Below are 26,879 nucleotides of genomic sequence, written 5' to 3'. Positions count from 1 at the left end.
CCGGCAGCGCTGGCCGTTACGACAGTGACGGTCGGACTGGCGCTGGCGGTCCTTCCGGAAGCTTCCGGCGGTGGCCTGCCGGGGCTGCTGCGGCTGCTGGTGGCCGTTCCGGTTGCGGTCACGGCCGTCGCCGCAGCCGCCTGGCTGTCGTGGCGGGTGTCGCGCCCGGTGCCGGCGGGGCTGGCTGCGGCCGGGACGGTCTTCATCACGGCGAGCGCGACAGCCGTCCCCGTGGCGTGGGCCGCCGGCGTGTCCGTGGCGGGGGCGTTGCGGCAGGTGCCGGTGCAGGCGGCGGCGACCCTGCTGGTGGTGAGCGCGGCCGCGCTGTCGCGCTGGCGGCGGCCGCGGCCGGTGCGGCTGATCCGCGCCGCGTCGCGTCCGGCCGTGGCCACGATGATGGTAGGCGGCTTGCTCGCGGTGCCCGCGCAACCGGCGGCCGCCGCGGACCCGGCGGAGGCCGCCCCCTGCGTCGCCGGTCAGCAGCAGCGCATCTATTCGGTATCTGCGATCACCGTCGACGTGCCGTTCAACCGATTCGGCAGGACGCTGCGCAACGCCCGCATCTTCGCCCTCGACCAGGACGTCGCCGCCATCACCAACTGGTGGCGCCCGCTGGCCGAGAACGCGGCGGATGATCCCGCGGGCAACCGTCGGCTGCGCCCGCGCCCTTTGGTGCTGCGCGCCAACGAGGGCGAGTGCGTCCGGGTCACCCTCACCAACCGGCTGTCGTCCGACCCCGTGTACGGGCTGCCCGCCGCGCCGCGGGTCGGCATCCAGGCCACCGGTGTGGTCGTGGACGTCCGCGGTGACGGCGGTGCACGCGTGGGCAACAACGCCGACCCGACCGTCGGCATCGGGCAGTCCACCACATACTTCTGGCGGGTGCCGGCGCAGGAGGGGCTGTTCCTGTTTCAGGACATGGCCACTCCGGCCGGCGGTGAGCATGACGCCGGCTCCCGGGGGATCGGGCTCTACGGCGGGCTCGCCGTCGAGCCGAAGGACTCGGTGTGGACCGATCCGCGCAGCGGCGCCGTGCTGTCTGGAAACGGCAACCCCAGCTCCACCTACACCGCCGCGAAGAACCAGAGCGGCGAACTGTACGTCGAGGCCGACATCCACCCGCCGGGCGCGCCATCGTTCCGGGAAAGCATCCAGCTCGCCCAGGACCAGATCCCGTACGTCGGCATGGGCTTCAACTACGGCTCGGAGCCGATGGAGGACCGCGAGGCCAAGGCGTGCCCGGACTGCATCGGCGAGGAGACGTGGCTGTCGTCGTGGCCGTACGGCGACCCGGCGCTTATCAAGCTGGCCAGCGGCAAGGGACCGTGGCTGCCAAAGGGCGCCGGCGACCGCAAGGAGGCCGAGGACTGCGGCGTGCCCGAGTCGTGCTTCGTCTCCAACGTCTTCCACACCTACACCGGTGACGCCACCAAGATCCGTTTCGGCCTGTCCGGGGTGAAGGAGACCCACGTCTTCCACCTGCACGCCCACCAGTGGCTGGCCGACCCGCGCGAGAACGGCGCCAGCGGCGACGGGCCGGGCGCCAAGCCGGCGTCGTCGACCCTCGACTCGCAAAGCTACGGGCCGGGGGAGGCCTACACGGCGGAGCTGCTCTACGGTGCGGGATCGCAGAACGGCACGTTCGGCGACTCGATCTTCCACTGCCATCTCTATCCGCACTTCGCCGAGGGCTACTGGGCGATCATGCGCGTGCACGACGTCCGGCTGGACGGCTCCACGGCTACGCCCGACGGGGTGAACGTCCGGCCGCTGATCCCGTTGAAGGGCCAGCCAACGCCGCCTGCCCCGACCGCGGACAACCCCGGCTTCCCCGGCATGATCCCTGGGACGTACGGGTTCCGCGCGCCGCAGCCGCCCGGCTCGGTGACCGAGGGCGGCGTCGACGGGACCCCGGAGCGGGCCGCACCCCGGCTGGTCGGCGGCAGGACCATCGAGGAGGCCAAGCTCGCCGTCGAGCGCGCCGTCGTGGCGCGGCACAACAACGGCGGTACCGCGCCGCGAGGTGCGCCGTACGCCGACCCGTGCCCCGCCGGTGCCCGAGAGGTCGACTACGAGGTCACCGTCCTGCAACGCGATCTCGTCTACAACGAGGCCGGCCACCACGACCCGCAGGCCCGAGTCATGGTGCTGACCAAGGACGTGCCGGACATCCTCGCCGGCCGTAGGAAGGTCGAGCCGTTGTTCATCCGGGCCAACGCGGGCGACTGCATCAACTTCTCGCTCACCATGATGGCGCCCAACTGGGTGGGCGGCGACGCGTTCCAGCAGATCAAGCAGACGAACATGGCCGGTGGGCACGTTCACCTGGTCAAGTTCGACGTGACCGCCTCCGACGGCGGCTCCAACGGCTGGAACTACCAGCAGGCCGCCTTCACCTCGGAGCAGGCGGCGCTCACCGCCAAGCAGGCATCCGGCGAGGTGACCTGCAAACCGAGCGACACCTTCTTCGGCGGGCAGAGCACCGGCTGTCGGATCGACGATCGCCGTGAGTGGACGCCGCCGGCCGACTCCGGCGGACTGTGGGGCCAGACCCTGCACGAGCGGTGGTACGCCGACTACGAGCTACGGACGGCGTTCACCCACGACCACCACTTCCCGGCGATCGTGCAGCACCGCGGGCACTACGGCGCGCTCATCATCGAGCCCCAGGGCTTCGACGTGCGTGACCCGGCCACCGGCCAGTTCAAGCAGCCCATCAACAACCCCGCGCACGGCACCCCTTGCGCAGCGAGCTGCGTCGGCGAGGCGGCCGGGGAGAGCGTCGACCTGATCGGCCCGGGCGCCAACGACGACTACCGCGAGTACGGCCTCGCCATCGCGGACTTCGTGCCCCTCGTGAAGAAGGGCGGCGATCCGCGCAACTCGCACGATGTGGTCAACGCGCCCGGCGCGCCCGAGGCGTACCCGGACCGCGACCCCGGCACGTTCGCGATCAACTACCGCAACGCTCCGCTGAGCGAACGAAGTACCCGTGACGACAAGCCGGTCGATCCCGCCCACAAGTTCAGCTCCTGGGTCTTCGGTGACCCGATGACCCCGCTGCTGCAGGGCTACGCCCGGGACAACGTCAAGCTGCGAGTCGTCCAGGGCTCGCAGGAGGAGCAGCACCTGTTCCAGGTGAATGGGCTGCGCTGGCGCGAGGAGCCGGACGACCCCGACTCCCCGCTGGTCAACGCCCAGACCATCGGCATCTCGGAGGCGTTCAACGCCGAGCTGCCCGGGTTCGACTGCAAGAACACCGACACCCCCTGCCGCGGTGACTACCTGTACGGCGGCACCTCCATTGACGACCAGTGGCGCGGCATGTGGGGCATCATGCGGGTGCACGGCGCACCTGTCCCGGGTCTGCGCGCGCTGCCCGACAACCAACCCACCGGTACGGCGGGCCCCGCCCCAACCCCGGCGTCGCGGCAGGCGCCGCCGCCCGCGCAACGGCCCGGCGTGGCCTGCCCGCCCGCCGTTCCCGTGCGGACCTTCGACGTGGTCGCGCTGAACCGCGGCGTGACCTACAACGAGTACGGCGACAACGACCCGAAGGCGCTGATGTACGTCCTCGCCCAGGACGAGCAGGCCGTGCGTTCCGGAATGAAGAAGCCCGAGCCGCTGGTGATCCGCGCCAACGCCGGGGACTGCGTAAGGGTCAACCTGCGCAACGCGCTGCCGCCGGAGTACGCCAACCACCGCAACGGCGTGGGCGGTGACGTGCCGCAGATCCTCGAACCGCGTACCGGCACGCCGATGGGCACCCGGGTGTCGATGCACCCACAGCTGGTACGTCATGACGTGCGGCTGTCCGACGGCGCCGCGATCGGCTTCAACCCCGACTCGACGGTGGGAATCGGGCAGACGGTCAGCTACGAGTGGTTCGCCGACAGCGAGTTGGGCGCGACGAACATCGTCGACTACGGCGACGTCCGCGGACACCGTCACCACGGCCTGGCCGGCGCGCTGGTCATCGAGCCGCAGCACGCCACCTACCACGACCCGTCCACCGGCTCGGAGATTCGCAGCGGCACCGCCGCTGACATCCGGGTAGCGGGCCGGCAGGACTTCCGCGAGTCCGCGCTGATCTACCAGGATGGCATGGACCTGCGGACGGCCAGCGGAGCGGAGATCAAGGACAAGCCGGACGCGGAGGGGGGCGCCGAAGGCGGTGCGCCGCCGGAGCCGGACGGTGGTGACGTGCACGCCGGCGGCACGGAGGACGGCGGGGAGAAGGGTGTGAACTACGCCAACGCCCCGCTGCACCGACGCCTCGGCGCGGTGCCCGGCGGCAAGGCCACCGGGGCGACCACGTCCGGCTGGGCGAACGTGTTCAGCTCCGTCACCTACGGCGACCCCGCGACACCGATCATCCGCGCCTACGCCAACGACCAGGTAAGGGTGCGGGTGCTGGGTGGCAACAAGCCGCGGCAGACCGGATTCCAACTCGACGGCGCGCTCTGGCGGCAGGAGCCGTACGACGCACAGACCGAACTCGTCGGCGTCCAGGGCGGCATCGGTGCCGGTAAGGCCGTGAACGCGCACGTGCGACTGCCGGCCGTGGGCGACCACCTGTGGTCCTCACCGACCAGCTTCGCCCTGCCGGACGGGATCTGGGGGATGGCGCGCGTCTATGCCAGGCCGCAGGCCGACGCCGGTTTCCAGCCGAGCCCGCGCACCCCGCGCGACAACCCGTACGCGGCGTCGTACTGGCCGCTGATGCCGCTGGAGCGTAGCTACGCGGTGGTGCGGGTGTTCGACGACGAGGACGCCGACGGAGTGCAGGACGCGGGCGAGCTGGCCCGGCGGGGCGTGAAGGTGCGCCTGCTCACCCCGGCCGGCGCCGAGGTCACGGCGGCAACCACCGCCGTCGACGGCACCGCGACGTTCTCGCCGGCCCCCGGGTCGTACGACGTCGCGGTCGAGGCCCCCTCGGGCATGGCGGTCGTGGGTCTCGCCAAGCGGCGCCTCGATCTGTCGGACGACGCCGGACGGGCGGAGGTGGCGGTCGGCCTGTCGACGCTCGCGACCGTGCAGGCCCTGGTCTTCGACGACCAGGACGCCGACGGTGTCCGTGACTCAGGCGAGGCCGGCCTGCCCGGCTGGACCGTGACGCTCGACGGTGCCGCCACGCTGGCACCGGCCACCACCGGTCCCGACGGTTCGGCGACCGTCACCGGCGTGACCGCCGGCGGCTGGTCGGCCGACCTGCGGCCGCGTACCGGCTGGCGGGCGACCACCGCGCTGCCCGCCGCCGTGACGGTCGGCACCGGCCCCGCCGGCGTGGCGATCGGTGTCACACGCGTGCCCGGCCTGCTGGTCCGGCCCGTCGACGACGCCAACGGCAACGCTGCGGCCGATGACGGCGAGCCGACCATCGGCGGCCTGGTGGTGAAGCTGACCGCTGGGGACCGGATCGCATCGGCCAGGACCGCCGACGACGGTGCCGTGGTCGACCCGGCGGGCGGCGCCACGCGGATCCAGGTGCTGCGCCCCGACTCGGGTCTGCCGTGGCAGTGCGCGAAGGCGCTGGTTACCACCCCCGTGGGGGTGACACTGCTGGACTGCGGACCGGACGGGGCGGTCGAGGTCCCGGCCGGCGCGACCGAGGTCGTCGTGCTGGGCGCGTTCGCCGACGGGGTGGTCACCTCCACGCTGTTCGACGACGCCGACCGGGACGGCCGGCGCGACGCCGGCGAGGCGCCCCTCGCCGACTGGCCGGTCGCTGTGGTGACCGCCGACGAGCACGTCGAGGTGGCGCGCACGACCACCGACGAGACCGGCACCGCCGGTGCCGTCGTGCCGCCCGGGCGATACGAGATCGTGCCGATGCCGCCGGTGTCGCCGATCGCCTGGGTGAACACCGACGGCATCTATGACGTTGAGGTCACCCGCGCCCGTGACACTCAGGCCGCCGGCGGTTGGGTGCAGCCCGGCTCGGTCTCGGTGGGCGTGTTCCACGACCATGACTCCGACGGCGTGCAGGAGGCCGGCGAGGATCCCCTCGCCGATCGGACGGTCCGGCTGTTCGACACCGCCGGCCAGGTGCTGGCCACCGCCATCACTGACGGCACCGGCCGGGCGGCTTTCCCGGTGAAGGCCGGCACCCGGTACGGCGTCGAGGTGACGGTGCCGACGGGCTGGCGGGCAACCGGCCCGGTCGCCGACGGTGCCGTCGTCGCCCGGGTGCCGTTGACCGCACCGGCCGACGGCGGCCAGGCGAGCGTCGAGGTAGGCCACTACAACAGCGTGGACCGCACCCCGCCGCAACCGCCCATTGCCAACCCGGGCGTCGGCGCCCTGGCAGGCCCGACCTCGGTCACGTTGACCGCTGAGGCCGGCGCCACCATTCGGTACACCTTGGACGGCACGGCGCCGACCGCTACCCGAGGCATGCTCTACACCGCCCCGGTGCGGGTCTCGATGGACCGGGTGCTGCGGACGGTGGCGATCGACGCGGTCGGCAATGTGTCGGCCGACCTCGCGGTCGCGTACGACCTGCCGTGGACCGGCCGGACGGCGGTGCTCACACCGTCCGGTTGGTCGGCGACAACCGGCAGCGTCCGTGGCGACGTGGCGGAGACCGCGGCCGACGACGGGCGCTACCTGGTCGTCGCGTCCGCCCCGGTGGCGGGGCGTCCGACGGCGGACGTGACGGCGACGGTGGCGGTGCCGGCTGACCTGCGGTCGGCCGCGGCGCTCAACGTGTCCGCCTCGCTGCGGTCGAGCATGCGCAACACACGGGTCCGGCTGCAATGGTACGACGTCGCGACGAACACGTGGCGGGCGCTCGGCACGTACACCCAGGGGTTGGACGAGTCTCGGGCGGACGTCGACATCGCCGCCCCTGCCCGGGCCGTCGCGGCGGACGGGACGGTCCGGATCCGGGTTATCGGCGACCTGGCGTACCCGTTCGATCTTTCGGTCGACCAGCTCACAGTGACGGCGGTGAATCGATGATGAAGCGCTTGATACGGCTTGCCGCCGTCGCGGCCGGCGTGGCCGCGGTGCTCGCTGGCGCGGCCTGGGCAGTGGCGTCGGCTCCGCCCCCGGATGCCGGACCCGGCCGGCTCGCCCTGCCCGACGGGGGAGTTGTCGCCGTCGAACAGGTCATCTCGGCAGCCCGACCCCAACACGCCATGCCGGGGATGGGCACCGACGCCGACCCGGTCGCCGATGGGGAACGCCGAGTGTCGATCGACGTCACCCTGCGGGCCTCGGCGGATCAGCCGCTGGCGTACGCCGTTGACCGGTTCTCCCTGCAGGTTCCCGGCGAGATCGCCCGGAAACCGCACAGGTCCGTCCTGCCCGGGACACGCCTCCCGGCGGACACCCAGCTGTCGGGAACGCTCATCTTCGATGTTCCCGTCGAGGCCACCAACGGCGTGCTCGCCTACCACGGCGGCGGCAGCACCGAGGTGGTCCTGCCGCCCGAGGCGGCCAGGACTCCTGCTGCCAACGACCCTGCCAACCACGGCCCCGGCCACGGCGGACCGACTGCCGCGTCCCCAGCGACCAACGACAAGTGAGGACGAAGATGAATCGACGACGGAAGGCTCTGGGGGCCGCAGTAGCCGCCCTCACCGCGGCGGCCCTGCTCGTGGTGCCTGCTAGCGCTGCGGTGCCGGAAAACGCCGGCCTGCAGGCGATGGGGCCGATCGCGGAGCACGGCTTCCCCGCCTGGTACTCGGACAAGACTGGCCTGCGCTTGGAGCCGTGTCTGGACACGGCGCCGGCGGATCTGTGCGGGCTGGTGGCCAACGGCTTCACCGGTGCGCCGTCGATGCCTGACCATTTCCCGGACGAGTTCTTCTACAACGCGGCGGTCGGCGAGCTGGACGTCGGCAACCTCTCGGCGCAGGTGGAGACGGCGCTGGAGGGCGCATTCGCGATGGAGGTCGCCCGTCCGGGCGACCAGATCACGTTCGGCCGGATCCGCATCCGCGTGGACGGGCTCCAGGCGGGCGAGACCTACCGGGTCGTCCACCCGTACGGCCAGGAGGTGTTCACCGCCGAGGGCGGCGAGATCAACTTCACCGAAGACATCGGCATCGGCACCAACAACTTCAGCGGCGCGCTGAACAGCCGGCTCGGACCGTTCCTGCGCTGGGATACCCGCAACCCGGCCCCGCCGGACGGGTACATCGGTGACCCGAACGCCGAGCACACGTTCACCGGCAGCCCGTACAACACCAACTACTTCCAGCTCATCGGCCCCGACGTGGCGGCCGGTGCGCCGTCAAACGCCCTGTGCAACCCCCTGCCGGTCGGAGTCGCGGCCACCGACTGCGTCCAGCAGGCACAGTGGTCAATCATGGGCAAGAAGGCCGTCAACGCCGACGTGGCGCCGGAGTCGGCGATCTACACCCGGAACACCGACGGCACCGACGGCGGAACCATCCTCGTCCACGCCACCTCCGACGACAACGAGGTCATCGTGGTGGAGAACGGCGCCCTCGGCGACCAGGGGCACGTGGCCCGCCGGCAGATGTACGGCAGCCACGGCCGCTACGTCGCCAACGTCTCCTACGCCGGGCAGAGCGCGCCAGGAACGCTGACCATCCGCAACCTCAGCGACACTCCTGTCGCCACCCGTACGGTCAAGGTCGTCGACGGGGTGAACGTCACGGCGGCGACCTGGCTGCTCAACGCGGCCGGACGGCCGGTCCTCGCCGTACGCGCGGCCAGCACCGACCCTGCCGCCAAGCTCACGCTCCACGGCCCCGCCGGCACCAGCGGCGCCGCCGACTCCACCGGGCTGGCCCGTATCCTCGACCTGGAAGCCCCGCCGCTCAAGGTGACCGTACGCTCCGACAAGGGCGGCTCGATCGAGGTACCGGTCAAGGCCACGGTCACCCCGACGCCGATCCTTCCGCCCACCGCGGCGCCGGTCCACCCGACCAACGTGCAGCCGCGCGCCTCGGTGGCACTCGACGCCACCAAGTCGATCGGGATGGGTGCACTCACCTACGCCTGGTCCCAGGTCAACGCCGACGGCACTCCGTTCAAGGTCGGTCTTGGCCAGGACCGGGTCGTCATCGCCGCCCCGTCCGCGCCCGTGACGGGCTTCCTCGCGCCGCTCAACCCGGGCACGGTTCACCTCGCACTCAAGGTCACCGACCAGACGGGGTTGAGCGCCACGGCCCGGTTCCAGGTGGCGGTGGACGTCCCCGCCGCCCCGCTGGCAGTCGCGGTCGGCCGCCTCGACGGGCAGATCGGCAGCACCGTCACCCTCGACGGCTCCGGCAGCCTCAACGTCGTGCGCTACCGCTGGGCACAGGTCAAGATCGGGAGCAACCCAACGGTGACCCTGGTCAACCCCACCTCGGCGAAGGCCACGTTCACCATGCCTCGGCTGCCCGATCCGGCCGTGCCGCTGCATTTCCGATTGACGGTCAGCGGCGGGGACGGCACGACGCACTTCGTCACCGTGCAGGTCTTCCAGGTGGTGGACGACCTGGCCATCACCTCGGCCACATACGACGCGCCCGACCTGAGGGTTCGGGGCACCTCCAGCGTGGCCACCGGCACAAACACGGTGACGTTGACGGTCCGCAACACCGCGACCAGCGTGTCCGGGACCCTTGGCCCGGTCAGCGTCGACCAGGTCGGGGACTGGCAGTACCGCGGTCCGCTGCCTGCGGGGGTAACCGGCAACGCCGGGAACCTGCGCATCGACGCGGTCAGCGAGGCCGGCTCGCAGGTGCTCAACTACGCCGTCACGGCCGGATAGACGGCGCTTCCGCCGAAGCAACCCCGCCGGTCAGGGCCTCGTCTCGTGGCACGGAGCGACTCCACCACGCGCACGAGGCCCCGATCGGCGGGGTCTTGGTGGGTGACGCGGGGTCAGACGGCATCAGCCGGGGGCAACAGCCCACGACGGGTCGCGATGGCCACCGCTTCGAGTTGGCTGTGCGCGTCGAGCTTGGCCAGTAGCCGCTTCACATACCCCCGGCAGGTGTGCGGCGTGATGCCCAGCGCGCGGGCGATGGCCCGCACGTCCTGGCCCTGGCTCATCAACCGCAGCACCTCATACTCCCGGCCGGTCAGCCCGCCGGGCGCAGCGTCCTGCGCAGCCTGGGACCGCGCTGTGGCGAGCAAACCGGTGAGCAGGTGAGCGGAGACGGTCGTCGTGCCGTGGTGCGCGGCCCGCAGAGCGTGCAGCACATCTCCGAGCGCGCCGTCCTTGGCAAGGAAGCCGACCGCACCGGCCGCCATCGCCTGACCCAGCAACGCGGGCTCCGTACGTGCGGTGAGCACGACCACCCGCACGTCCGGATGCCGCCGGTGAAGGAGCTCGGTGGCCGCGATGCCATCGAGGTCGGGCAACCCGACATCCATCAGCACCACGTCGGGTCGGAGTTGGTCGACCAGGCGCAGCGCGTCCGCGGCGGTCCTGGCATGTCCGACACAGGTCAGGGCGGGTTGCCCGTCGAGCGCCAGGGCGAGCAGGTCGGCGAAGGTCTGGTGGTCGTCAACCACCAGCACCCGGATCGCCCGGTCGGTCTCGGACTCCGATGACCCGACGGACCGCATCATGACCTCCTGCTCCTGGCGCGCCGGTGCCGCTCGCCCGTCCTTGGCAGTCTAGAAAGTGACTCCACGTCATCGATCCGTCCTAACGGCCCGCCCTTCTCGGCCGGACGGCGATGGCCGAACCATTTCCCGACACCTCGCCTGCCCGCCATCGGGCACCGCCGGTACCGGTTGGGGCGAGGAGCGGACTCCAACCGGCGTGACGCATCGGCAGACCGAGGGCCAGGCTGCGCCGGTCCGGCATGGCACCCCCCAAGGATTCGGGGGTCCACTGGCGACGGAAGTGGCTACCGCACAGTAGCGCCAACCTGCAGAGTCAAGTCGGGGAAGAAGGAGCGGGGGCAGGGGGGCCTGATGTACGAGATCCAGTTGTTCGGCTCGGTCCGGGTGCGGGCCGGCCGAGCTGTGCTGTCGGGCCGTGACTTCGGGGGCGTGAAGCCCCGCCAGATCCTGGCGCTGCTCGCCCTGCGGGGCGCGCTGCCCAAGGACGAGCTGGCCGAGCTGCTGTGGCTGGGCAGGCCGCCGGCGAACCACGTGGCCACCCTGGAGAGCTACGTGTCCGTGCTGCGGCGTCGCCTAGATCCGCAGGGATCGGTGCGGCGTTCGGTGATCCTCACCCGCAACGGCGGCTACCGCCTGGACAGTGACCGGGTCAGCGTAGACGTGACTCGCTTCGACGCCCTGCTCGCTGCTGCTGCCGGCTGCGGCCCGAGCCGGGCCCTACCGCCGCTGCGCGCGGCCCTGATGCTGGCGAATGAGCCGTTGCTGGTCGACGAGCCGTTCGCCGACTGGGCGGTCGATGCCCGCGAGCGTTATCGCAAGCGAATCGTCGACGCGTTGGTCGGCGCCGCCGCTCACACCCTCGCCGTCGGCGATGCCCCGGTGGCGCTGGAGTTCGCCGCGCGGGCCCTGCGGTGGGACCCGCTCGCGGAGCGCGGCTGGTACCTGCGGGTCGCCGCCCACCGGGCGGACGGCGACCGGGCCGCAGCGCTCCGGGCGTACGACGAGTGCCGGCGGCTGCTCAGTCATGAGCTCGGTGTCGAGCCGTCGGCGGAGCTGCGGCACCTCTTCCTCGACCTGCTCCGGCAGGAAGTGTCCGCCGGCTGCGTGGACGGGGTGGTGGCCGCCATCCGGGCCATGGCCCGCGAACTCGCCGCGGTGGGCGACCTGCGCGCGGTCGGCGAGGGCGCCGGCACCTCGGCGCGGCGGTTGGCGCAACTGCTGACCGAGGCGACCGAGCTGGCCGACACGCCCGCCCGTACCCCGCTCTCCGCGGTTTCCTGATCGTGCGCCGCGCTGTGCGCCGATCCACGCCGCGTCCGGAACTCCGTCGGGCGGTCCGCTACTTCCTCTGCCTCAACGCGCTGGCCATCATCGGGGTAGCGGTCGCAGTGTCCCTGGCGAGCGTCCATCTGGCCCGGGAACAGGCGGTGCACTTCGCCGAGCACAGCGCGCGTGGTATGGCCGAGTGGCTGATCTCGCCCCACTGCACGCCGAGGCTGCGGGCCGGAGATCCGATGGCGCTGCGGGCGCTCGACGAGGCGGTGCGGGCCCGGATGCGGGACGGCTCGGTGGTCCGGGTCAAGGTGTGGAGTTTCGACGGACGGGTGCTCTATTCCGACCAGGCGGAGCTGATCGGGCGCCGCTACGAGCTCGCGGCCGAGGACCGTGCACTCGCCGGGACCAACCGGGTGACGGCCGAGATCAGCGAGCTGGATCGGGCCGAGCACGAGTACGAACAACAGGTCGAGCGGTTGGTTGAGGTCTACCTGAGCCTGTCGGGCACCGACGGGGAGCCGGTGTTGTTCGAGGCGTACTTCCCGGCGGACCGGCTGGAGGACGACGCGCGGTACATCGGTTGGCGGCTCGCGCCGCTGGCGCTGCTGGCCATTGTCGTCCTGCAGCTGTTCCAGCTTCCGCTGGCGCTGGCGCTCGCCCGCCGACTGGACCACGCCCATCGCGAACGGGGCCGTCTGCTGGAGCACGCCATCGCCGCATCCGAGCTGGAACGGCGAAGGATCGCCCGGGACCTGCACGACGAGGTCATCCAGGACCTGGCGGGGGTGGGCTACTCCCTGGGGGCGGTGGAGCTGCGCCTGTCCGGCGGGGGCGAGCGGCTCCGGGAGACCGTTCGTCGGCTCTCCGCCACCGTGCAACGGGATGTACGGGCGCTGCGGCGGGCCATGGTCGACATCCATCCGCCGGACCTGTCCGTCACCGGACTCCCGACCGCTCTGGACGAGCTGGCGGAACCGATGCGCGCGACGGGCAAGGTCTGCCACGTGCGGGTCGTCGAGACGTCCGAGCTGCCGGTCAACGTCCGCCAACTGCTCTACCGCAGCGCCCGCGAAGCGCTGCGCAACATAGACAAGCACGCCCACGCCGACCGGATCGACCTCACGGTCGAGACCTCTGGCGATCAGGTGCGGTTGACCGTTGACGACAACGGCGTCGGCTTCGACACGACCGATCCGCCCCAGCCCGATCACCTCGGAATGCGGCTTCTCGGCGAGGCGGTCCGGGAGGTCCGGGGCACGCTCTCCGTCACCAGCGCGCCGGGGGTTGGCACGGTGGTCACGGTAGTCCTGCCGCTCGACGACGGCGGTCAGCATCGGCGATGGGTGCCGTGGCGCCGGTAGGCCGCGACACCTGCAGAGGCGCAACAGCGCAGCTCGGCCGCTCGTCCGGGGCGGTCCGTGTGGGCTGACGGCTGGGCGGCTGGTACGAGCAGGGCCGGCGACATTCGGTGTACGGTGTGCCGCCGTTGCTCGACACACCGCCCGCTCTGCGGGTCGCAGCGGCGTTGGCGAACTCGCCCGAGCGATCTGACCGCCCACCCGGCAATGGGCTTAACGCGTCTTCCCATCCCACGACGCAACGGCGCCGTTCAGGATGCGCGGCTCCACCGAAGCCCGGATCGTCGTGCCCTTGCCGGGAGTCAGTGAGTGCGGCGAACGGCAGCCCTACGTCCAGACCGCAGGCCCTGTGCCGTCCTGGACCGTCGTCTGCGCCACCAACCGGCTCTCCGCCGGCGTCGGCCTCGTTGAGGCCGAGGGCTGCCCGTGCCGGATTCCCGGCGCGGTGGAGAGTGTCGCCCACATCTGGCCGCGCCCCGCCGTCCTCGGTGCGGTCGCGGGGGCCGCACCGACCCAGTAGCCGCGTCCGGCAAACACGGACGCCCCCACCACCTCACGGCAGCGGGGGCGTTCCGGTGAAGGTCAGGCGTCGAAGCGGACCCGACGACGGCGCGCCACCACCAGCGCCACGCCAGCCAGCACCGCGATCACACCAACGGCGCCGAGCGCAGTGGCGTTGACACCGGTGACGGGAAGGCCGCCGCCCGCGCCCGGCGCGGGGCTGGTGGTCGGCGGGACGGTGTTCGGCTTGAGGGGGTTGGACTCGCAGCCGATCCCCGGCGTGCCCCTGTTGCCGTCCAGGCCCCACGGGTCGTTGTTCACGTCCACCAACGTGACCCGGTATTTCACGTCAGAGCAGTTAACCGTGCCGGGAGGGTCGGGGAAGTCGGCGCACAGGTTCTGCGCAGTGCCGGTGTAGACGTACGCCTCGCAGTCGCGCGGCTCCGCGGGCTGGCGGGTCGGCGGGGTGGTCGGCGTCTTCGTCGGTTCGGCGCCCGGCTCGACCGCCTGGAAGTTGATGGCCTTGCCGTCGATCTTCAGGTTCGTCACGACCACTGTGCCGGCGGTGCCGTTGTCGTACACCACGCCGGCCGCCCCGATGGCGCCGGCTTCCGCGACGGTGAAGGTGACCGCGCCGTCCGCGCCGCACTGCGTGCCGCCGCCGATGTTCTGATCCCACGAGTTTGTGTTGACGCCGCCGACGACGACGAAGACGCGCGGGGCGCCACCGTTGCACACCGCGCCGGCGGACAGCTCGTAGGAGAAGCTGATCTCGGTGCCGGCCTCGACGTCGACGCCGAGGTTCGCGGCCTCGACGGAGGTGTTGCCGCCGGTCAGCGTGACGGCGTGCTGGCCGGTGATGGCCGAGTCACCGTTGGCCGTCCACACCGGATCGCCGGGCGCGGCCTGGGCGGAACCGGCCAGAGCCAGGGACGAGAGAACGATCGCGCCGACCGTGGCGCCGACAATCTTGAGCGTGCGCATAGAACCCCTTGGTTGAGTGTCGGTTCCCGTTCGCCGGCGGGAACTGGGCAGTCCGACTGGATCAACGACAGCCCGGACCAGGCACAACGCGAGGATCACTACTATCAGTCGTCAATCCGCGACGGTCGCCTGTTCGGGCCGAGGACGGTCGGTCGCGCGGCCCACACCATGCACGCTGGACGACAGAGCGGATCGGCTGTTCGGCCCATGCCCGGCTCCTGCACGCCTACCTCGCAGCGAAGTCCCGGGCACGGGCGACCTGAGAGAAGCCTGCTGCACCACCTCAACGCCAACCAGGGAAGGGCGACCAGTGGAGACCGACATCCAGTACCGCCCCGAACGAGGTTCACGCCCTCGCGGCCGCCGAGGGCGGACACCTGGACCAAGGGCCTCTGCCGAAGTTCTGGATCGAGCATGAAGGCCGGCCTGCGATCGGTTCGCCGACCGCTACTGATAGCCCCGCCTCAGCAGGTACTTGGCGCCGGCGTCGAAGCCTTCATGGCTGAGGATCTCGAACCCGAAGGCGTCGGCCAGGCGTGCGGTGGTGTCGAACGCCGCGCATACGGCGAGCGCGTCCTCGATCTGTTCCCGGGTGGCACCTGCGGCGAGCACCTGCCGCATGTCGGCGGCACCGACCGTCCGCTCGGTCAGGAGCTTGCCGAGCATCCGCAGGGTCGCTCGGAGTGGCTCCGCGATCGGCGCGGTCTCCAAGTCCGTCAGCACCGCCGTGACCATCGGTTCGCTCTGGTACGCCTGCCGGGCGGTCGCGGTGTGCGCGGCGGTGCAGAACTCAGACTCGTTGACGGTGGCGACGTAGGCCGCCATCAGCTCCCGGTCGGCGACCGACCAGGGCGACGGTCCACGCATCGCCTCGTGGGTGGCGTCCTTGGCCCGGGCGCCGTAGAAGTCGGGCCGGTAGAACACGATCTTGGCTGCGTCGGGCACGGGGTGGCCGGAGAACAGGCGGATGAACGTGAACAGCAACTTGGCGCCGGGGCGGTAGCCGCGGTCGAGGATGTCGAGGCGCATCAGCCGGTCCGCCCGTCGTCCGTGGCGTCGGCCAGAGCCGCCAGCCCGGCCGAGTACAGCCGTGCGGAGTGACCGACCGCGGCGCAGACCACCAGTTCGAACAGCTCGTCCTCGGTGTAGCCGGCCGCCTTGGCCGTGGCGATCTCGGCCTCGGTGACGCGTACTGGTCTCGCGGTGACCTTGTTGAGAAGCGTGTCCAGCGGCGGCGGCAGAGGATCGCCCGCGAAGGCGGCGGCACGCTGCTCAGTGGGGGCCCGGCCGGCGCCGTGCACAATGCGGTCGACCAGCGCCAGGTGCGCTGCCCGCTTCCGGCTGCCGTCTGGCGTGGTCATCTCCATTCGAGGCGCTGCCGCAGCAGCGACTGTTCGGCGGGATTGGTGGTCAGCGCGAGGGCGCGTTCGTTCGCGGCGTGCGCCGCTGTCGTGTCTCCGAGAGTGTGGAGGAACTCGGCGCGGGTGGCGTGGAACAGGTGGTAGTCGCTCAGCGCCTCGTGCAGGGCGTCGACCTCGGTGAGCGCGGCGGCCGAGCCAGTGACGTAGCGCAGAGCGATGGCGCGGTGCAACCGGGTGACCGGTGATGGTGCCAGGCGCAGCAGCATGTCGTAGAGCACGACGATCTGGACCCAGTCGGTCTCCTCCCAGGTCCGGGCCTCGGCGTGGCAGGCGACGATCGCGGCCTGCAGTTGGTACGGCCCGGGTCGCTGCTGCGCGGCGGCGCGGGCGATGAGCTGTCCGGCGGCGGCGATGGCGTTGTAGTCCCATCGCGACCGGTCCTGGTCGTGCAGTTGGATGATCTCGTCGCGGTCGTCGAAGCGGGCGGCGGCGCGGGCGCGGTGCAGTTGGATCAACGCGAGGAGGCCGGCGACCTCGGGCTCAGTGGGCATGAGGGTGTGCAGGAGCGCGCCGAGGAACTCGGCGTCGCCGGTGAGGTCGCGGGAGTGCGTCCGATCGCCGGTGGTGGACAGGTAGCCCTCGTTGAACAGTAGGTAGATGACGGCGAGGACCTCGGTGAGTCGGGAGCCGAGCTCGTCGGCGGACGGGATGCGGTACGGGATGCCGGCGTCGCTGATCTTCCGTTTGGCGCGGGTGATGCGTTGCCCGACGGTGCTCTCGGGCACGAGGAACGCCTTGGCGATCTGGGTGGTGGTGAGTCCGCACACGACGCGCAGCGTGAGCGCGACCTGGGCGGCGCGGGGCAGCGCCGGGTGGCAGCAGGTGAAGATCAGCCGAAGCCGGTCGTCGGGTTCCGGCTCAGCAGGCCACGGTACGAGGGTGAGCTTCTGCCGGTGGCGGTCCTCGCGGCGCAGGTGGTCCAGCCCGCGGCGGCGGGCGACGGTGTACAGCCAGGCGTCGGGTCGCTCGGGGATGCCGTCGATGGGCCAGTGGGTGAGGGCGGCCTCGATGGCGTCGGCGACGAGGTCTTCGGCGGTGGCGAAGTCGCCGACGAGGTGGACCAGGGACGCGGCGAGCCGGCCCGCGTGGTCGCGGACCACGAGGGCGAGCTCGTCGTGCGTCGGCGGAAAAGCCATGTCAGGCTCAGGCGGCGATCGGCCGGATCTCCACGATCGGGCAGGCCGGCCAGGACTTCGCGATCCGCAGCGCTTCGTCCAGGTCGGCGACGTCGATCTCGGCGTACCCGGAGACGACCTCCTTGCCCTCCACGAACGGACCGTCGGAGACCAACGGCCCGCCGCTGTCCAGTCGCACGGTGGTGGCGGTGTCGACCGGCAGCAGGTGCGTGTGGTGGGTGATCTTGTCGTGGTGCTCAGCGAACCACTGCTGGACGCGGCCGTAGGCGCGTTCCCGTTCGGGCTCGTCCATGGCGGCCAGGTCGGTGGCGAACTGCTCGGTCTCGACGAACATCAACACGTACTTCATCGGTGCTCCTCTCGCACGTGGACGGGTCAGGCGAACAGGGCGGCCATGCGGCGGGCCATCTCGTCGGGGGCAACGTCCTCGACATGCGTGGCGACGGTCCAGGCGTGACCGAACGGATCGACGATGAAGCCGTCCCGGTCACCGTAGAACTGGTTCTCCGGGGCCCGCTTGAGCGTCGCGCCGGACTCGACAGCCTTCGCCACGGTAGCGTCGACGTCGGGCACGTAGATGAACTGGAAGACCGGTGTGCCGGGCAGGCCGTCGGCGGGTGGTGCGGTGGTGCCGCGGTACGGGTCGGCATCTTCGACGATGAGTACCGAGTCGCCGATCTCGATCTCGGCGTGCGCGATCATGTCGCCGGGACCGGGCATGCGCATCCGTTCGGTGGCGCCGAACACCTCGGCGTAGAAGGCGAGCGCCTTCGCGGCACCGTCGACGACGAGGCACGGGGTGACGCGCCGGTAGGTGGCGGGAATGGGGTCGGGCTTCGCAGGCTCAGTCATCGGTGTGCTCCTCGGCTCGGTGGCTTACCTCTACCAGGGAGACGACCGGCGGCGAGCCTGATCCGACACCCGGCTCAGAAAATTTCCGGCGGGTGGTGCTTCGCCGGGCGTCGCGGCGTGACGGGCCGCTGTGCTCGACCGCAGGTGGGTCGCTGCCACAGGCGATCGGCACGGCGATGACCAACATGCGGGCTGCGAGGGCCCGGCGCAGGTCGGGAAGGTCGGCGGGCGCAGCGACGTCGTGGACGGCCCGATGCGCATCGCCCAGCGCCCGGGCCAGGCCGAGCACGCGCCACGGTCGACGCTGCAGCAGTGTGAAAATGTTCGGTCCGTCGAAGCGGTCGAGCACCAAGACGGTGCGGGCCTCGTGATCCACGACGTCGTGCAGCCTCGGCGCGAGGCCCGCACCGTCGAGCGCGCCGAGCACGGCCGCCTCGGCGTGGTGACCCTCGAAACCGGGGCGGTGGAGCTTGAGCACCGCAGTGCTGCCCCACGCGTAGACCTCCGCCTCCCGCCCGGCACCCAGTCTCGGCCGGAGCAGCGCCGCCCCACCCGGGCCGGTCATCCGGCGGGTGTCTCGGCGTCGGGCTTGCGGGCGCGGATCCGCTCGACGCTGCCGGCCTTGAGCCGCTCGACCTCGACGATCTCGAACCCGGCCGCGCGCACGAGGGGCAGTTGACGGCGGGTGAAGTGCTCGCCCGCGGCGGGGATAGTGATCCGTTCCAGGAGCCACTGCGCGGCGTAGATAGGCGGCCAGGTGCTGCCGATGTGGTCGAGCAGCAGCAGCCGACCGCCCGGGACAAGGACGCGGTACATCTCGCCAATCGCTGCGGCCGGGTCGGCGATGGCGCACAGCGACAGCGCGCACACGACGGTGTCGAGCGACGCGTCGGCGAAGGGCAGATGCTCGGCGTCGCCCTCGTGGAGTTCGACGGTGCGGCCGAGATCGGCGGCACGCCTCCGGGCGAGGGCGAGCATCGCCGGGCTGAGCTCCACGCCGGTGACGGTGACGTCGGTCGGGTAGTGCGGCAGGTTCCGGCCGGTGCCGATCGCGACCTCGAGGACACGACCGTGGACGCGGGCGCCCAACCACTCCCGGCCACCGCCGAACTGGACCTTCTCGAAGAAGGCGATCTGCTTGTCGTAGCTGGGTGCGGACTTGTCCCACACCCGTCGTGCCTTGGCGGTCTGGTCAGGTGCGGCGGTCACGGTCGCCTCCAACAGGCAAAGGAGTGGTGCCGGTCAGGTGGTCGGTGGCAGGCAGTCCAGGCCGGGGCGGGCGGCCGCGGCGGTGATGACGCCGGCGATGACGTGCCGGACCCGGTCGGCGGCTAGGTCGGCGTCGGGCTGTCCGGCGTCGAGCCAGGCGATGATCGCCTCGATCGCCGCGGTCGGTGCCAGGCACGAAGCCCACAGCGCCCACGCCTCGTCCGCCACGACTTGGGAGATCTGCAGATGCGCGGCGGCGGTGATGTCGGCGCGGAACTGTTCGACGCGGGCCTTGAACTCCGGCTCGCGGGCGGCGTGGGCGAACAGCAGCCGGAACCCGGCCGGGTCCGCGGTCGCGGCCTTGAGCAGCCCGTCGATGCTGGCGTCGGTGAATCCGCCGACCGGCTCGGCCACGTGGTCACTCAGCACGGCGCAGAACCGGTCGAGGACCGCCTCGTAGAGGTCGGTCTTGGAGTCGAAGTGCCGGTAGAGCAGCACCCGTGTGATGCCCGCCTCGGCGGCGATCTCGTCCAGGCCGGTCGCGGTGAACCCGTTGCGGGCGAAGGCTTCCGTCGCCGCGGCGAGGATCTGTTCGCGCCGCTGCGCCCGCGGTAGCCGGCGTGCCGGACCCGGCTCGTCCTCGACCATCCCCATGCCCTCCAACGTCTTGTTGACGTCAAAGTGTACTTAGTCTTATGTTGCCTCACAAGTACACAACTGGGGTGTCGATGGATTCCGTCATCGGTCGGCCGGGTCGCCAAGATGTTCCGCGGCCGGCGTCCGAGCCTTGGACGCCTGAGTCTGGCCATCCCGCGGGGCAGCATCTACGGGCTGCTCGGCCCGAACGGTGCCGGCAAGACGACGCTCATCCGGATCCTCGCCAAAGCTGCTGCGCCCCGACACCGGCGGCGTGCGGGTCGCCGGCCATGACGTCGTGCGCGAGCCGGCCGCCGTTCGGGCCCGCATCGGAATGGCCGGGCAGTTCGCCGCCGTCGACGACCACCTCACCGGCCGTAAGAACATCGCCATGATCGGCCGCCGCTACTTGCTGTCCGGCCGCTACGCCGACACCCGCACGACGGGATCGTGAAACGGATCGGCCTCGGTCACGCGGCCGATCGGCAGGTCAAGACCTACTCCGGCGGCATGCGCCGCCGCATCGACCTCGCCGCCCTCGACCTCTTCCACGTCGGCCATCCTCGCGAGGATGGCCACCGACGTCACGGGATTATCGCGTGCGACTGCGCGGCCGGTCGACGAGTGCGCGACCCGAGGCCGCCGATTTCCGCCGCCGGCCGCCCGCCCGAATGGCAGGGTGGACGTTCATGGACAGGAAGCAGGTCGCTGATTGGCTCGCCGCCTACGAGCAGGCGTGGCGGACGCCGGGCACGAGCGGGCTTGTCACGCTCTTCACCGAGGACGCGAGCTACCAGCAGGGGCCGTACTGGACGCCCGTGGTCGGCCTGCCGGCCATCGGCCGGATGTGGGAAGCGCAGCGCAAGGGCCCTGACGAGGTGTTCGAGATGAGCCGGGAGATCGTCGCGGTCGACGGCGACACCGCGGTGGCGCGCCTGGAGGTCCGCTACGGCGACCCGGTCGACCAGGAGTACCGCGACCTGTGGGTCATGCGGTTCGCCGAGGACGGACGTTGCCGATCGTTCGAGGAGTGGCCGTTCTGGCCGGGACAGCAGCCGGCCAGCCTGCCGGACGGATCGTGACCCGCGAACTGGTCACGGTCGCGGGGTCGGCGGTCATTCCCTCATTCGACCGCGAATCGGGATGATACGTCGGCCGACGCGAGGACTTTCGCCGCCGGCCTTCTAACTATCCGCGATAGCGCCCTGACTTTTCGTTGACCCGGGCATAAGTCGTCGTTACGGTCGACGCATGTCTATGGCCGATCCGGTAACGGCGTCGCCGACATGACGTCCGACGTGACGACCAGCGTCCGGCTGACCGGGATCAGCAAGTCCTTCCTCGGGGTGCCGGTGCTGCACGGGGTGGACCTGGAACTGCGCGGCGGCGAGGTGCACGCCGTGATGGGCGAGAACGGCGCGGGCAAGTCCACTCTGCTCAAGGTGCTGGCCGGGGTGCACCGGCCGGACGGCGGCAGCATCGAGGTCGACGGCGCCGAGGTGTCCTTCGCCGGCCCCAGCGATGCGCAGCGGGCCGGCATCGCGATCATCCACCAGGAGTTCACCCTGCTGCCGCACCGCAGCGTCGCCGAGAACGTCTACCTCGGCCGCGAGCCCGTACGCCGGATGCAGGTCGACCGGCGGCGCATGGTGGCCGACACCCGCGAGTTGCTGGACTGGCTCGGCGAGGACGGGATCGACCCGACCGATGCGGTGTCGTCGCTGTCGGTCGCTCAGCGTCAGGTCGTGGAGATCGTCAAGGCGCTGTCGACCAACGCGCGGGTGCTGGGCATGGACGAGCCGACCGCCGCGCTCGCCGACCACGAGGTCGAGCTGCTCTACGACCTGGTGCGCCGGCTGCGCGAGCGGGGCATCGCGATCCTCTACGTCTCGCACCGCATGCGCGAGGTGTTCGACCTCGCCGACCGGATCACCGTGCTCAAGGACGGGCGCCTCGTCGCCTGCGCGCCGACCCGCGAGCTGACCCCGGCCGACCTCGTCCGCCACATGGTGGGCCGCGACCTGGGCGAGTACTACCCGGACCGAGGGGCCCCCGACGACCTCGGGCCCGTGCGTCTCGCGCTGCGCGGCGCCGGTAACGGCCGCGTCCGCGACCTCGATCTCGAGGTACGCGCCGGAGAGATCGTCGGTCTGGCCGGGCTGCAGGGGTCGGGCCGATCGGCGCTGGCCCGCGCCGTGTTCGGTGTCGAGCCGTTCAGCCGAGGTGGGTTGGAGGTGGACGGGCGGGCGCAGCGGGTGACCCGGCCCCGCACCGCCGTGCGCCTCGGGATCGCGCTGGTCACCGAGGACCGCAAGGGCGACGGGTTGGCGCTTCGCCAGTCCGTACGCGACAACACGTTGCTGGTGCGCCGCGCCGCGCTCCGCGGGGCACGGTCCCGTACGCGCGCCGACGTGCCGGCGCTGCTCGACCTGGTGAAAGTGGTGGCCCGCGGCGAACACCAGGAGGTGCGCTTCCTCTCCGGCGGCAACCAGCAGAAGGTCGTACTCGCCAAGTGGCTGGCGGTCGAGCCGAGGGTGCTCATCGTCGACGAGCCGACGCGCGGCATCGACGTCGGCGCGAAGCGGGCCGTGCACGAGTTGCTTCGTGACCTGGCGAAGCGCGGCGTGGCGGTGCTGATGATCTCCTCGGAACTTCCCGAGTTGATCGGGATGAGCGACCGGATCCTCGTCATGCACGACGGCGCGCTGGCCGGTGAGCTGCCCGCCGGCGCGAGCGAGGGGGCCGTGATGGCGCTCGCCACCGGGCACCGGGCCGGTGAAACGGCATGAGCGTCCTTCAGCGGAACACCTCCCCGGCCGGGCAACTGGTCGCCCGGCCCGTGCTGCGCCGGCGGCTCACCCCGGTCGTCGTCGTCTACCTCGCGCTCGTCGCCCTGCTCGTCGTCGGCAGCGTCCTCGTCGGGCTGCGCGGCGAGGTCCTGCTCGACCAGGCCGGCATCCTCAACATCCTCACCCGGTCCACCGCGCTCGGGCTCGTCGCGATAGGCCAGACGATGGTGATCCTCACCGGGTCCCTCGACCTGTCCGTCGCGTACCTGATCGGCCTGACCTCGCTGCTCGCGGCAGAGACCATGGCCGGGCAGAACGGCATGGTCGTACCGGGCGTGCTGCTCGCGCTCGCCGTGGCCGCCGGCGTCGGGCTGGTCAACGGCCTGGTCATCACCGTCCTCAAGGCCAACGCGTTCATCGCGACGCTCGGGGTGGCGCTGATCCTGCGCGGCTATCTCGAGGACAACTACACGGGCCCGGCCGGCGACGTGCCGCGCGGCTTCCAACACCTCGGCTACGACCGGATCGGCCCGGTGCCGGTCGCGGCGCTGCTCATGCTGGCCGTCGCCGCGCTCGCCTGGTGGTACCTGTCGCGGACCCGCCCCGGCTACCACATGTACGCCGTCGGCGGCGACCTCGAGGTGGCCCGGCTCTCCGGGGTGCCGACCCGTCGGGTCGTCGTCACCGCACACGTGCTGTGCTCGCTCGCCGCCGGCCTCACCGGGATCTACCTCGCCAGCCGGCTCGGCTCGGGAGCCCCCTACGTCGGCACCGACGCCGGCTACGACCTGGAGTCGATCGCCGCCGTCGTGCTCGGCGGGACGCTGCTCGCCGGCGGCCGAGGTGGCGTCGTCGGCACCATCGGCGGTGTCCTCATCCTCGCCACCCTGGACACGATCTTCGACGACCTCGCGGTCGACCCGTTCTTCAAGGACGTGGTGCGCGGTGTCGTCCTGGTGGCCGCGGTCGCGCTCTACGCCCGCCGGATGATGGCCGATCGCGCCCGGGGGAGGCTGACGTGAGCTGGCGTCCCCGTCTGGCCGAGGGCACCGCGCCCGTGCTCGTCGTCCTGCTCCTGCTGCTCATCGGCCTCGCGGTCGCCGGCCCGGCCTACGACGAGCCGTCCGGCTACCTGGCGCTGCTCAAGCGCGCCGCGCCGCTGATGATCCTCGCGATCGGGCAGTACTTCGTCATCGTCTCCGGCGGGTTCGACCTGTCCGTCGGCGCCCTGGTCACCGCCGGGGTGGTCATCGCGGCCCGGCTGATCGACGGCAACGACTCCGCGACCACCTGGGTGATCCTGCTCGTACTCGGGTTCGGCCTGCTGGTCGGCCTGGTCAACGGGCTGATCACGACGAAGCTCCTGGTGCCCTCGTTCATCGTCACGCTCGGCATGCTGCTGGTGCTCGACGGCGCGACCTTCCTCTGGACCGACGGCGCGCCACGCGGCGCGCTGTCGGCCGGGTTCCGGCGGTTCGGGCGCGGCGACCTGGACATCCCGGTGCTCGGCGAGGTTCCGTGGTCGGTGCTCATCCTGTTGGCGATCCTGGTCGCCGCGGCCCTGTTCATGCGCAGCGGCACCGGCCGGGCGCTCGTCGCGGCCGGCGACAACGAGGCCGTCGTGCGGCTCTCCGGCGGCCAGGTCGACCGGCTCCGGCTGCTCGCGTTCGTCCTCTCCGGAGTGCTCGCCGCGGTCGCCGCGATCCTGCTCGGCGGGTTCGCCGGCGTCTCGGCGCAGGTCGGCAACGGCCTGGAGTTCCGGGCGATCACCGCCGTCGTGCTGGGCGGCGTGCTCCTCGGCGGCGGGCGCGGGTCGGTGGTCGCGGCCGCCGCCGGCGCACTGTCCCTGGAGGCGCTGTTCACGCTGCTGAACCTGCTCGGTGTGAGCGGCGCACTCGAGTCGGCCGTGCAGGGCCTGATCATCATCGCCGCCGTCGCCTACGCCTCGCTCGGCGGTGGTCTGCGGCAACGGCTGCGGTGGCGGCCGAAGCGAAACACCGTGCACCCCGCTCCCTCCTGACGTCCCGACGGCTGGCAAAGGAGATCGGAAATATGACCAAGAGATGGGCCCTGGTGGCCGTGGCGGCTGCGCTCGCACTCGCCGGATGCTCGAGCGACCTGCCCGACGACACCCCCGGCGGTGGGTCGTCCGGCTCTGACACCCGTAAGTCGGAGTTCTTCGACCAGGCCGAGTACGACCGCCAGCTCGCATTCCGCAACGCCACGCCGCAGGGCCCGGACGGCAAACCGTGGGAGCAGATGCTCGAGCCGGAGATGGTCGACACCGCGAAGTTCGCCAAGCCCGGCGGGAAGTACACCCTCTGCTTCTCCAACGCGGCGGTGGACAACCCCTGGCGGCAGGTGGGCTTCAAGACCATGCAGCAGGAGGTGAAGCTGCACCCGGAGATCACCGACTTCGTCGTGCTGGACGCGGAGGCCAAGGACGACAAGCAGATCAGCGACCTCCAGTCGCTGACCGGCCGGAACTGCTCCGCGATCATCATCTCGCCGAACACCACCGCCACCCTGACGCCGGCCGTCGAACAGGCGTGCGCGAGTGGCGTGCCGGTGATCGTGTTCGACCGGGGCGTCAACACCAGCTGCCCCGTCACCTTCATCCACCCCATCGGCGGCTTCGCCTTCGGCGCGAACGGCGCGGAGTTCCTCAAGGAGAAGGTCAAGCCGGGCGGCAAGGTCCTCGCCCTGCGCATCCTGCCCGGCGTGGACGTGCTCGAGCAGCGGTGGGCGGCCGCCAACGAGATCTTCGCCGGCAGCGAGCTCGACGTGGTCGGCGTGGAGTTCACTGACGGCGACGCGGCCAAGACCAAGAGCATCGTGGCCGACTACATCCAGCGCGAGGGTGAGATCAACGGCGTGTGGATGGATGCCGGCGCGACCGCCGTCGCCGCCGTCGAGGCGTTCCAGGACGCGGGTGTCGACGTGCCCGCCGTCGTCGGCGAGGACCAGCAGGACTTCCTGCGGCTGTGGGTCGACGAGGGCCTGACCGCCGTCGCGCCGACCTATCCCACCTACCAGTGGCGCACTCCGGTCATCGCGGCACTGAAGATCCTCAAGGGCGAGCAGGTGCCGAAGGAGTGGGTGCTGCCGCAGCCGCGGATCACCACCGACAACGTCCGGGAGTACGTCAAGCAGGACATGCCGCCACTGCACTACGCGATGTGTGGCTGCGAGGGCATGCCGGGCTACCCGGGGCCGTGGAAGTGAGCGGACATCCGCTCGGGGTCAACACGTGGGTGTGGACCTCACCGCTGACCGACGCGACCTTGGCCGCGCTCGCGGCCAAGGTCGCGGGGTGGGGCTTCGACGTGCTCGAACTCCCGGTGGAGAACCCGGGCGACTGGAACCCGAAGCGGGCCGCGCAGGTGCTCGCCGAGCATGGTCTCGGCGCCACCGTCTGCCTCGTGATGCCACCCGGTCGGGAACTCGTCGGGGCGGATGAGGCCACGATCCGGTCCACGCGGGACTACCTGTTCCGCGTGGTGGACGCCGCCGCGACGGTCGGCTCGGCGGTGATCGCCGGGCCGGCGTACGCCTCGGTCGGCCGCACCTGGCGGCTGTCACCGGGCGAGCGGGCCGCGGCGTACGCGCAGCTGCGCGAGAGCCTCGCCCCCGTCGTCGCGCACGCGGGCGCGGCCGGGGTCACGGTGGCCGTCGAGCCGCTCAACCGCTACGAGACGAGCCTGCTCAACACCGTCGGGCAGACCCTCGAGGCGATCGGCGACCTGCCGCACTGCGGGGTCGCGCTCGATCTCTACCACCAGAACATCGAGGAGACCGACGTCCCGGCGGCGATCCGCGCGGCCGCCGGCCGGGTGGCCCACGTCCAGGTCTGCGGCAACGACCGCGGCACGCCCGGCGTCGACCACCTGGACTGGCCGGCCATCCTCGCCGCGATCGACGAGGCGGGCTACACCGGCCCGCTGTGCATCGAGTCGTTCACCGCGGAGAACGCCACGATCGCCACCGCCGCCTCCATCTGGCGGCCGCTCGCCGAGAGCCAGGACGCGATCGCCGTCGACGGCCTGAAGTTCCTGCGGGCGGTGATGCCGTAGGCCCACCGCCAGCTGCACCCGGTCCGACGGCGCCGGCACGCCGCACGGTCACGACAGCATCAGTTCCTCGCGTCCCAGGAGGTACACCACCCCATGAACGTGA

General features: G+C 71.5%; 24 protein-coding genes. 13 read left to right on the top strand and 11 right to left on the bottom strand.

What is annotated here, in order from left to right:
* Positions 1–24 precede the first annotated feature (24 nt).
* The 3 genes from AB0C04_RS29050 to AB0C04_RS29040 all read left to right on the top strand — a co-directional run bounded on the left by AB0C04_RS29050 (position 25) and on the right by AB0C04_RS29040 (position 9,736).
* A complete protein-coding gene (locus AB0C04_RS29050) occupies positions 25–6,963 on the top strand; it encodes an SdrD B-like domain-containing protein (protein WP_357060694.1) in 6,939 nt (2,312 codons plus the stop codon).
* Between the two features lie 188 nt (positions 6,964–7,151).
* The gene (locus AB0C04_RS29045; protein WP_357060692.1) at positions 7,152–7,532 is read left to right on the top strand and encodes a hypothetical protein; all 381 of its coding nucleotides are present in this window, start codon (positions 7,152–7,154) and stop codon (positions 7,530–7,532) included.
* A gap of 8 nt (positions 7,533–7,540) precedes the next feature.
* The gene (locus AB0C04_RS29040) at positions 7,541–9,736 is read left to right on the top strand and encodes a hypothetical protein (protein WP_357060690.1); all 2,196 of its coding nucleotides are present in this window, start codon (positions 7,541–7,543) and stop codon (positions 9,734–9,736) included.
* Positions 9,737–9,849: 113 nt separating this feature from the next.
* Here the strand turns inward: AB0C04_RS29040 and AB0C04_RS29035 are convergent, their stop codons facing one another.
* Positions 9,850–10,539: a response regulator transcription factor gene (locus AB0C04_RS29035; RefSeq protein WP_357060687.1), complete on the bottom strand. Its 690-nt coding sequence runs from the start codon at positions 10,537–10,539 to the stop codon at positions 9,850–9,852.
* Between the two features lie 354 nt (positions 10,540–10,893).
* Here AB0C04_RS29035 and AB0C04_RS29030 point away from each other — a divergent pair, with 354 nt between their 5' ends.
* Together AB0C04_RS29030 and AB0C04_RS29025 are read left to right on the top strand one after the other, a co-directional pair.
* The gene (locus tag AB0C04_RS29030; RefSeq protein ID WP_357060684.1) at positions 10,894–11,823 is read left to right on the top strand and encodes a BTAD domain-containing putative transcriptional regulator; all 930 of its coding nucleotides are present in this window, start codon (positions 10,894–10,896) and stop codon (positions 11,821–11,823) included.
* A 14-nt stretch (positions 11,824–11,837) separates the two neighbouring features.
* Entirely contained in the window at positions 11,838–13,178 is a 1,341-nt protein-coding gene (locus AB0C04_RS29025; RefSeq protein WP_357060681.1) for an ATP-binding protein, read from the top strand.
* 579 nt (positions 13,179–13,757) lie between these two features.
* On the opposite strand, the gene AB0C04_RS29020 is transcribed toward AB0C04_RS29025, so the two are convergent.
* The 9 genes from AB0C04_RS29020 to AB0C04_RS28980 all read right to left on the bottom strand — a co-directional run bounded on the left by AB0C04_RS29020 (position 13,758) and on the right by AB0C04_RS28980 (position 19,932).
* Positions 13,758–14,660, bottom strand: coding sequence for an LPXTG cell wall anchor domain-containing protein (locus AB0C04_RS29020; protein WP_357060678.1), 903 nt, complete (start codon positions 14,658–14,660; stop codon positions 13,758–13,760).
* Between the two features lie 447 nt (positions 14,661–15,107).
* A complete protein-coding gene (locus AB0C04_RS29015; RefSeq protein ID WP_357060674.1) occupies positions 15,108–15,689 on the bottom strand; it encodes a carboxymuconolactone decarboxylase family protein in 582 nt (193 codons plus the stop codon).
* Positions 15,689–16,021 (bottom strand): hypothetical protein, encoded by a 333-nt coding sequence (locus AB0C04_RS29010; RefSeq protein WP_357060671.1) that lies wholly within the window; start codon positions 16,019–16,021, stop codon positions 15,689–15,691. The genes AB0C04_RS29015 and AB0C04_RS29010 overlap by 1 nt, the downstream gene beginning before the upstream one ends.
* The gene (locus AB0C04_RS29005; RefSeq protein WP_357060668.1) at positions 16,018–17,217 is read right to left on the bottom strand and encodes an RNA polymerase sigma factor; all 1,200 of its coding nucleotides are present in this window, start codon (positions 17,215–17,217) and stop codon (positions 16,018–16,020) included. Before AB0C04_RS29005 ends, AB0C04_RS29010 begins: the two co-directional genes overlap by 4 nt.
* Positions 17,218–17,224: 7 nt before the next feature.
* Positions 17,225–17,566, bottom strand: coding sequence for a YciI family protein (locus AB0C04_RS29000; RefSeq protein ID WP_357060665.1), 342 nt, complete (start codon positions 17,564–17,566; stop codon positions 17,225–17,227).
* 26 nt (positions 17,567–17,592) lie between these two features.
* Complete coding sequence (locus tag AB0C04_RS28995) at positions 17,593–18,069, bottom strand: VOC family protein (protein ID WP_357060662.1); 477 nt, start codon at positions 18,067–18,069, stop codon at positions 17,593–17,595.
* Positions 18,062–18,547 carry a hypothetical protein gene (locus tag AB0C04_RS28990; protein ID WP_357060660.1) on the bottom strand — a complete coding sequence of 162 codons (486 nt, stop codon included), beginning with the start codon at positions 18,545–18,547 and terminating at the stop codon, positions 18,062–18,064. Before AB0C04_RS28990 ends, AB0C04_RS28995 begins: the two co-directional genes overlap by 8 nt.
* Positions 18,548–18,630: 83 nt before the next feature.
* On the bottom strand, positions 18,631–19,278 hold the full coding sequence (locus AB0C04_RS28985; RefSeq protein ID WP_357060657.1) for a methyltransferase domain-containing protein: 648 nt from the start codon (positions 19,276–19,278) through the stop codon (positions 18,631–18,633).
* Between the two features lie 33 nt (positions 19,279–19,311).
* A complete protein-coding gene (locus AB0C04_RS28980) occupies positions 19,312–19,932 on the bottom strand; it encodes a TetR/AcrR family transcriptional regulator (protein ID WP_357060654.1) in 621 nt (206 codons plus the stop codon).
* Between the two features lie 108 nt (positions 19,933–20,040).
* Between AB0C04_RS28980 and AB0C04_RS28975 the strand changes: the two genes are divergently transcribed.
* Positions 20,041–20,208 (top strand): ATP-binding cassette domain-containing protein, encoded by a 168-nt coding sequence (locus AB0C04_RS28975; RefSeq protein WP_357060651.1) that lies wholly within the window; start codon positions 20,041–20,043, stop codon positions 20,206–20,208.
* Positions 20,189–20,368, top strand: a complete 180-nt coding sequence (locus AB0C04_RS28970; RefSeq protein WP_357060648.1) for a hypothetical protein — start codon at positions 20,189–20,191, stop codon at positions 20,366–20,368. Before AB0C04_RS28975 ends, AB0C04_RS28970 begins: the two co-directional genes overlap by 20 nt.
* On the opposite strand, the gene AB0C04_RS28965 is transcribed toward AB0C04_RS28970, so the two are convergent.
* Complete coding sequence (locus AB0C04_RS28965) at positions 20,338–20,475, bottom strand: hypothetical protein (protein WP_357060645.1); 138 nt, start codon at positions 20,473–20,475, stop codon at positions 20,338–20,340. The two genes, AB0C04_RS28970 and AB0C04_RS28965, sit on opposite strands and share 31 nt — an antisense overlap.
* 128 nt (positions 20,476–20,603) lie before the next feature.
* On the opposite strand from AB0C04_RS28965, the gene AB0C04_RS28960 reads away from it, so the two are divergent.
* The 6 genes from AB0C04_RS28960 to AB0C04_RS28935 all read left to right on the top strand — a co-directional run bounded on the left by AB0C04_RS28960 (position 20,604) and on the right by AB0C04_RS28935 (position 26,776).
* Positions 20,604–20,996, top strand: a complete 393-nt coding sequence (locus AB0C04_RS28960) for a nuclear transport factor 2 family protein (protein WP_357060643.1) — start codon at positions 20,604–20,606, stop codon at positions 20,994–20,996.
* 204 nt (positions 20,997–21,200) lie between these two features.
* Positions 21,201–22,703 carry a sugar ABC transporter ATP-binding protein gene (locus AB0C04_RS28955; protein WP_357060640.1) on the top strand — a complete coding sequence of 501 codons (1,503 nt, stop codon included), beginning with the start codon at positions 21,201–21,203 and terminating at the stop codon, positions 22,701–22,703.
* On the top strand, positions 22,700–23,725 hold the full coding sequence (locus AB0C04_RS28950) for an ABC transporter permease (protein ID WP_357060637.1): 1,026 nt from the start codon (positions 22,700–22,702) through the stop codon (positions 23,723–23,725). The genes AB0C04_RS28955 and AB0C04_RS28950 overlap by 4 nt, the downstream gene beginning before the upstream one ends.
* Positions 23,722–24,723, top strand: coding sequence for an ABC transporter permease (locus AB0C04_RS28945; protein WP_357060635.1), 1,002 nt, complete (start codon positions 23,722–23,724; stop codon positions 24,721–24,723). The genes AB0C04_RS28950 and AB0C04_RS28945 overlap by 4 nt, the downstream gene beginning before the upstream one ends.
* Positions 24,724–24,755: 32 nt before the next feature.
* Positions 24,756–25,928: a substrate-binding domain-containing protein gene (locus AB0C04_RS28940; protein WP_357060632.1), complete on the top strand. Its 1,173-nt coding sequence runs from the start codon at positions 24,756–24,758 to the stop codon at positions 25,926–25,928.
* Complete coding sequence (locus AB0C04_RS28935) at positions 25,925–26,776, top strand: sugar phosphate isomerase/epimerase family protein (RefSeq protein WP_357060629.1); 852 nt, start codon at positions 25,925–25,927, stop codon at positions 26,774–26,776. Before AB0C04_RS28940 ends, AB0C04_RS28935 begins: the two co-directional genes overlap by 4 nt.
* Positions 26,777–26,879: the final 103 nt, after the last annotated feature.

It is taken from the genome of Micromonospora sp. NPDC048909, from assembly GCF_040649635.1.
Classification (GTDB): Bacteria; Actinomycetota; Actinomycetes; order Mycobacteriales; family Micromonosporaceae; genus Micromonospora.
This window is presented reverse-complemented; position numbering and strand designations above follow the sequence as displayed.

Coding starts and splice junctions, on each gene's coding strand:
- AB0C04_RS28960 (WP_357060643.1), top strand. CDS start 20,604: ATGGACAGGAAGCAGGTCGCTGATTGGCTCGCCGCCTACGAGCAGGCG.
- AB0C04_RS28940 (WP_357060632.1), top strand. CDS start 24,756: ATGACCAAGAGATGGGCCCTGGTGGCCGTGGCGGCTGCGCTCGCACTC.
- AB0C04_RS28965 (WP_357060645.1), bottom strand. CDS start 20,475: ATGGCCGACGTGGAAGAGGTCGAGGGCGGCGAGGTCGATGCGGCGGCG.
- AB0C04_RS28955 (WP_357060640.1), top strand. CDS start 21,201: ATGACGTCCGACGTGACGACCAGCGTCCGGCTGACCGGGATCAGCAAG.
- AB0C04_RS28980 (WP_357060654.1), bottom strand. CDS start 19,932: ATGGGGATGGTCGAGGACGAGCCGGGTCCGGCACGCCGGCTACCGCGG.
- AB0C04_RS29045 (WP_357060692.1), top strand. CDS start 7,152: ATGGGCACCGACGCCGACCCGGTCGCCGATGGGGAACGCCGAGTGTCG.
- AB0C04_RS28995 (WP_357060662.1), bottom strand. CDS start 18,069: ATGACTGAGCCTGCGAAGCCCGACCCCATTCCCGCCACCTACCGGCGC.
- AB0C04_RS29035 (WP_357060687.1), bottom strand. CDS start 10,539: ATGCGGTCCGTCGGGTCATCGGAGTCCGAGACCGACCGGGCGATCCGG.
- AB0C04_RS29010 (WP_357060671.1), bottom strand. CDS start 16,021: ATGACCACGCCAGACGGCAGCCGGAAGCGGGCAGCGCACCTGGCGCTG.
- AB0C04_RS29020 (WP_357060678.1), bottom strand. CDS start 14,660: ATGCGCACGCTCAAGATTGTCGGCGCCACGGTCGGCGCGATCGTTCTC.
- AB0C04_RS29000 (WP_357060665.1), bottom strand. CDS start 17,566: ATGAAGTACGTGTTGATGTTCGTCGAGACCGAGCAGTTCGCCACCGAC.
- AB0C04_RS29015 (WP_357060674.1), bottom strand. CDS start 15,689: ATGCGCCTCGACATCCTCGACCGCGGCTACCGCCCCGGCGCCAAGTTG.
- AB0C04_RS29005 (WP_357060668.1), bottom strand. CDS start 17,217: ATGGCTTTTCCGCCGACGCACGACGAGCTCGCCCTCGTGGTCCGCGAC.
- AB0C04_RS29030 (WP_357060684.1), top strand. CDS start 10,894: ATGTACGAGATCCAGTTGTTCGGCTCGGTCCGGGTGCGGGCCGGCCGA.
- AB0C04_RS29040 (WP_357060690.1), top strand. CDS start 7,541: ATGAATCGACGACGGAAGGCTCTGGGGGCCGCAGTAGCCGCCCTCACC.
- AB0C04_RS28975 (WP_357060651.1), top strand. CDS start 20,041: ATGTTCCGCGGCCGGCGTCCGAGCCTTGGACGCCTGAGTCTGGCCATC.
- AB0C04_RS28950 (WP_357060637.1), top strand. CDS start 22,700: ATGAGCGTCCTTCAGCGGAACACCTCCCCGGCCGGGCAACTGGTCGCC.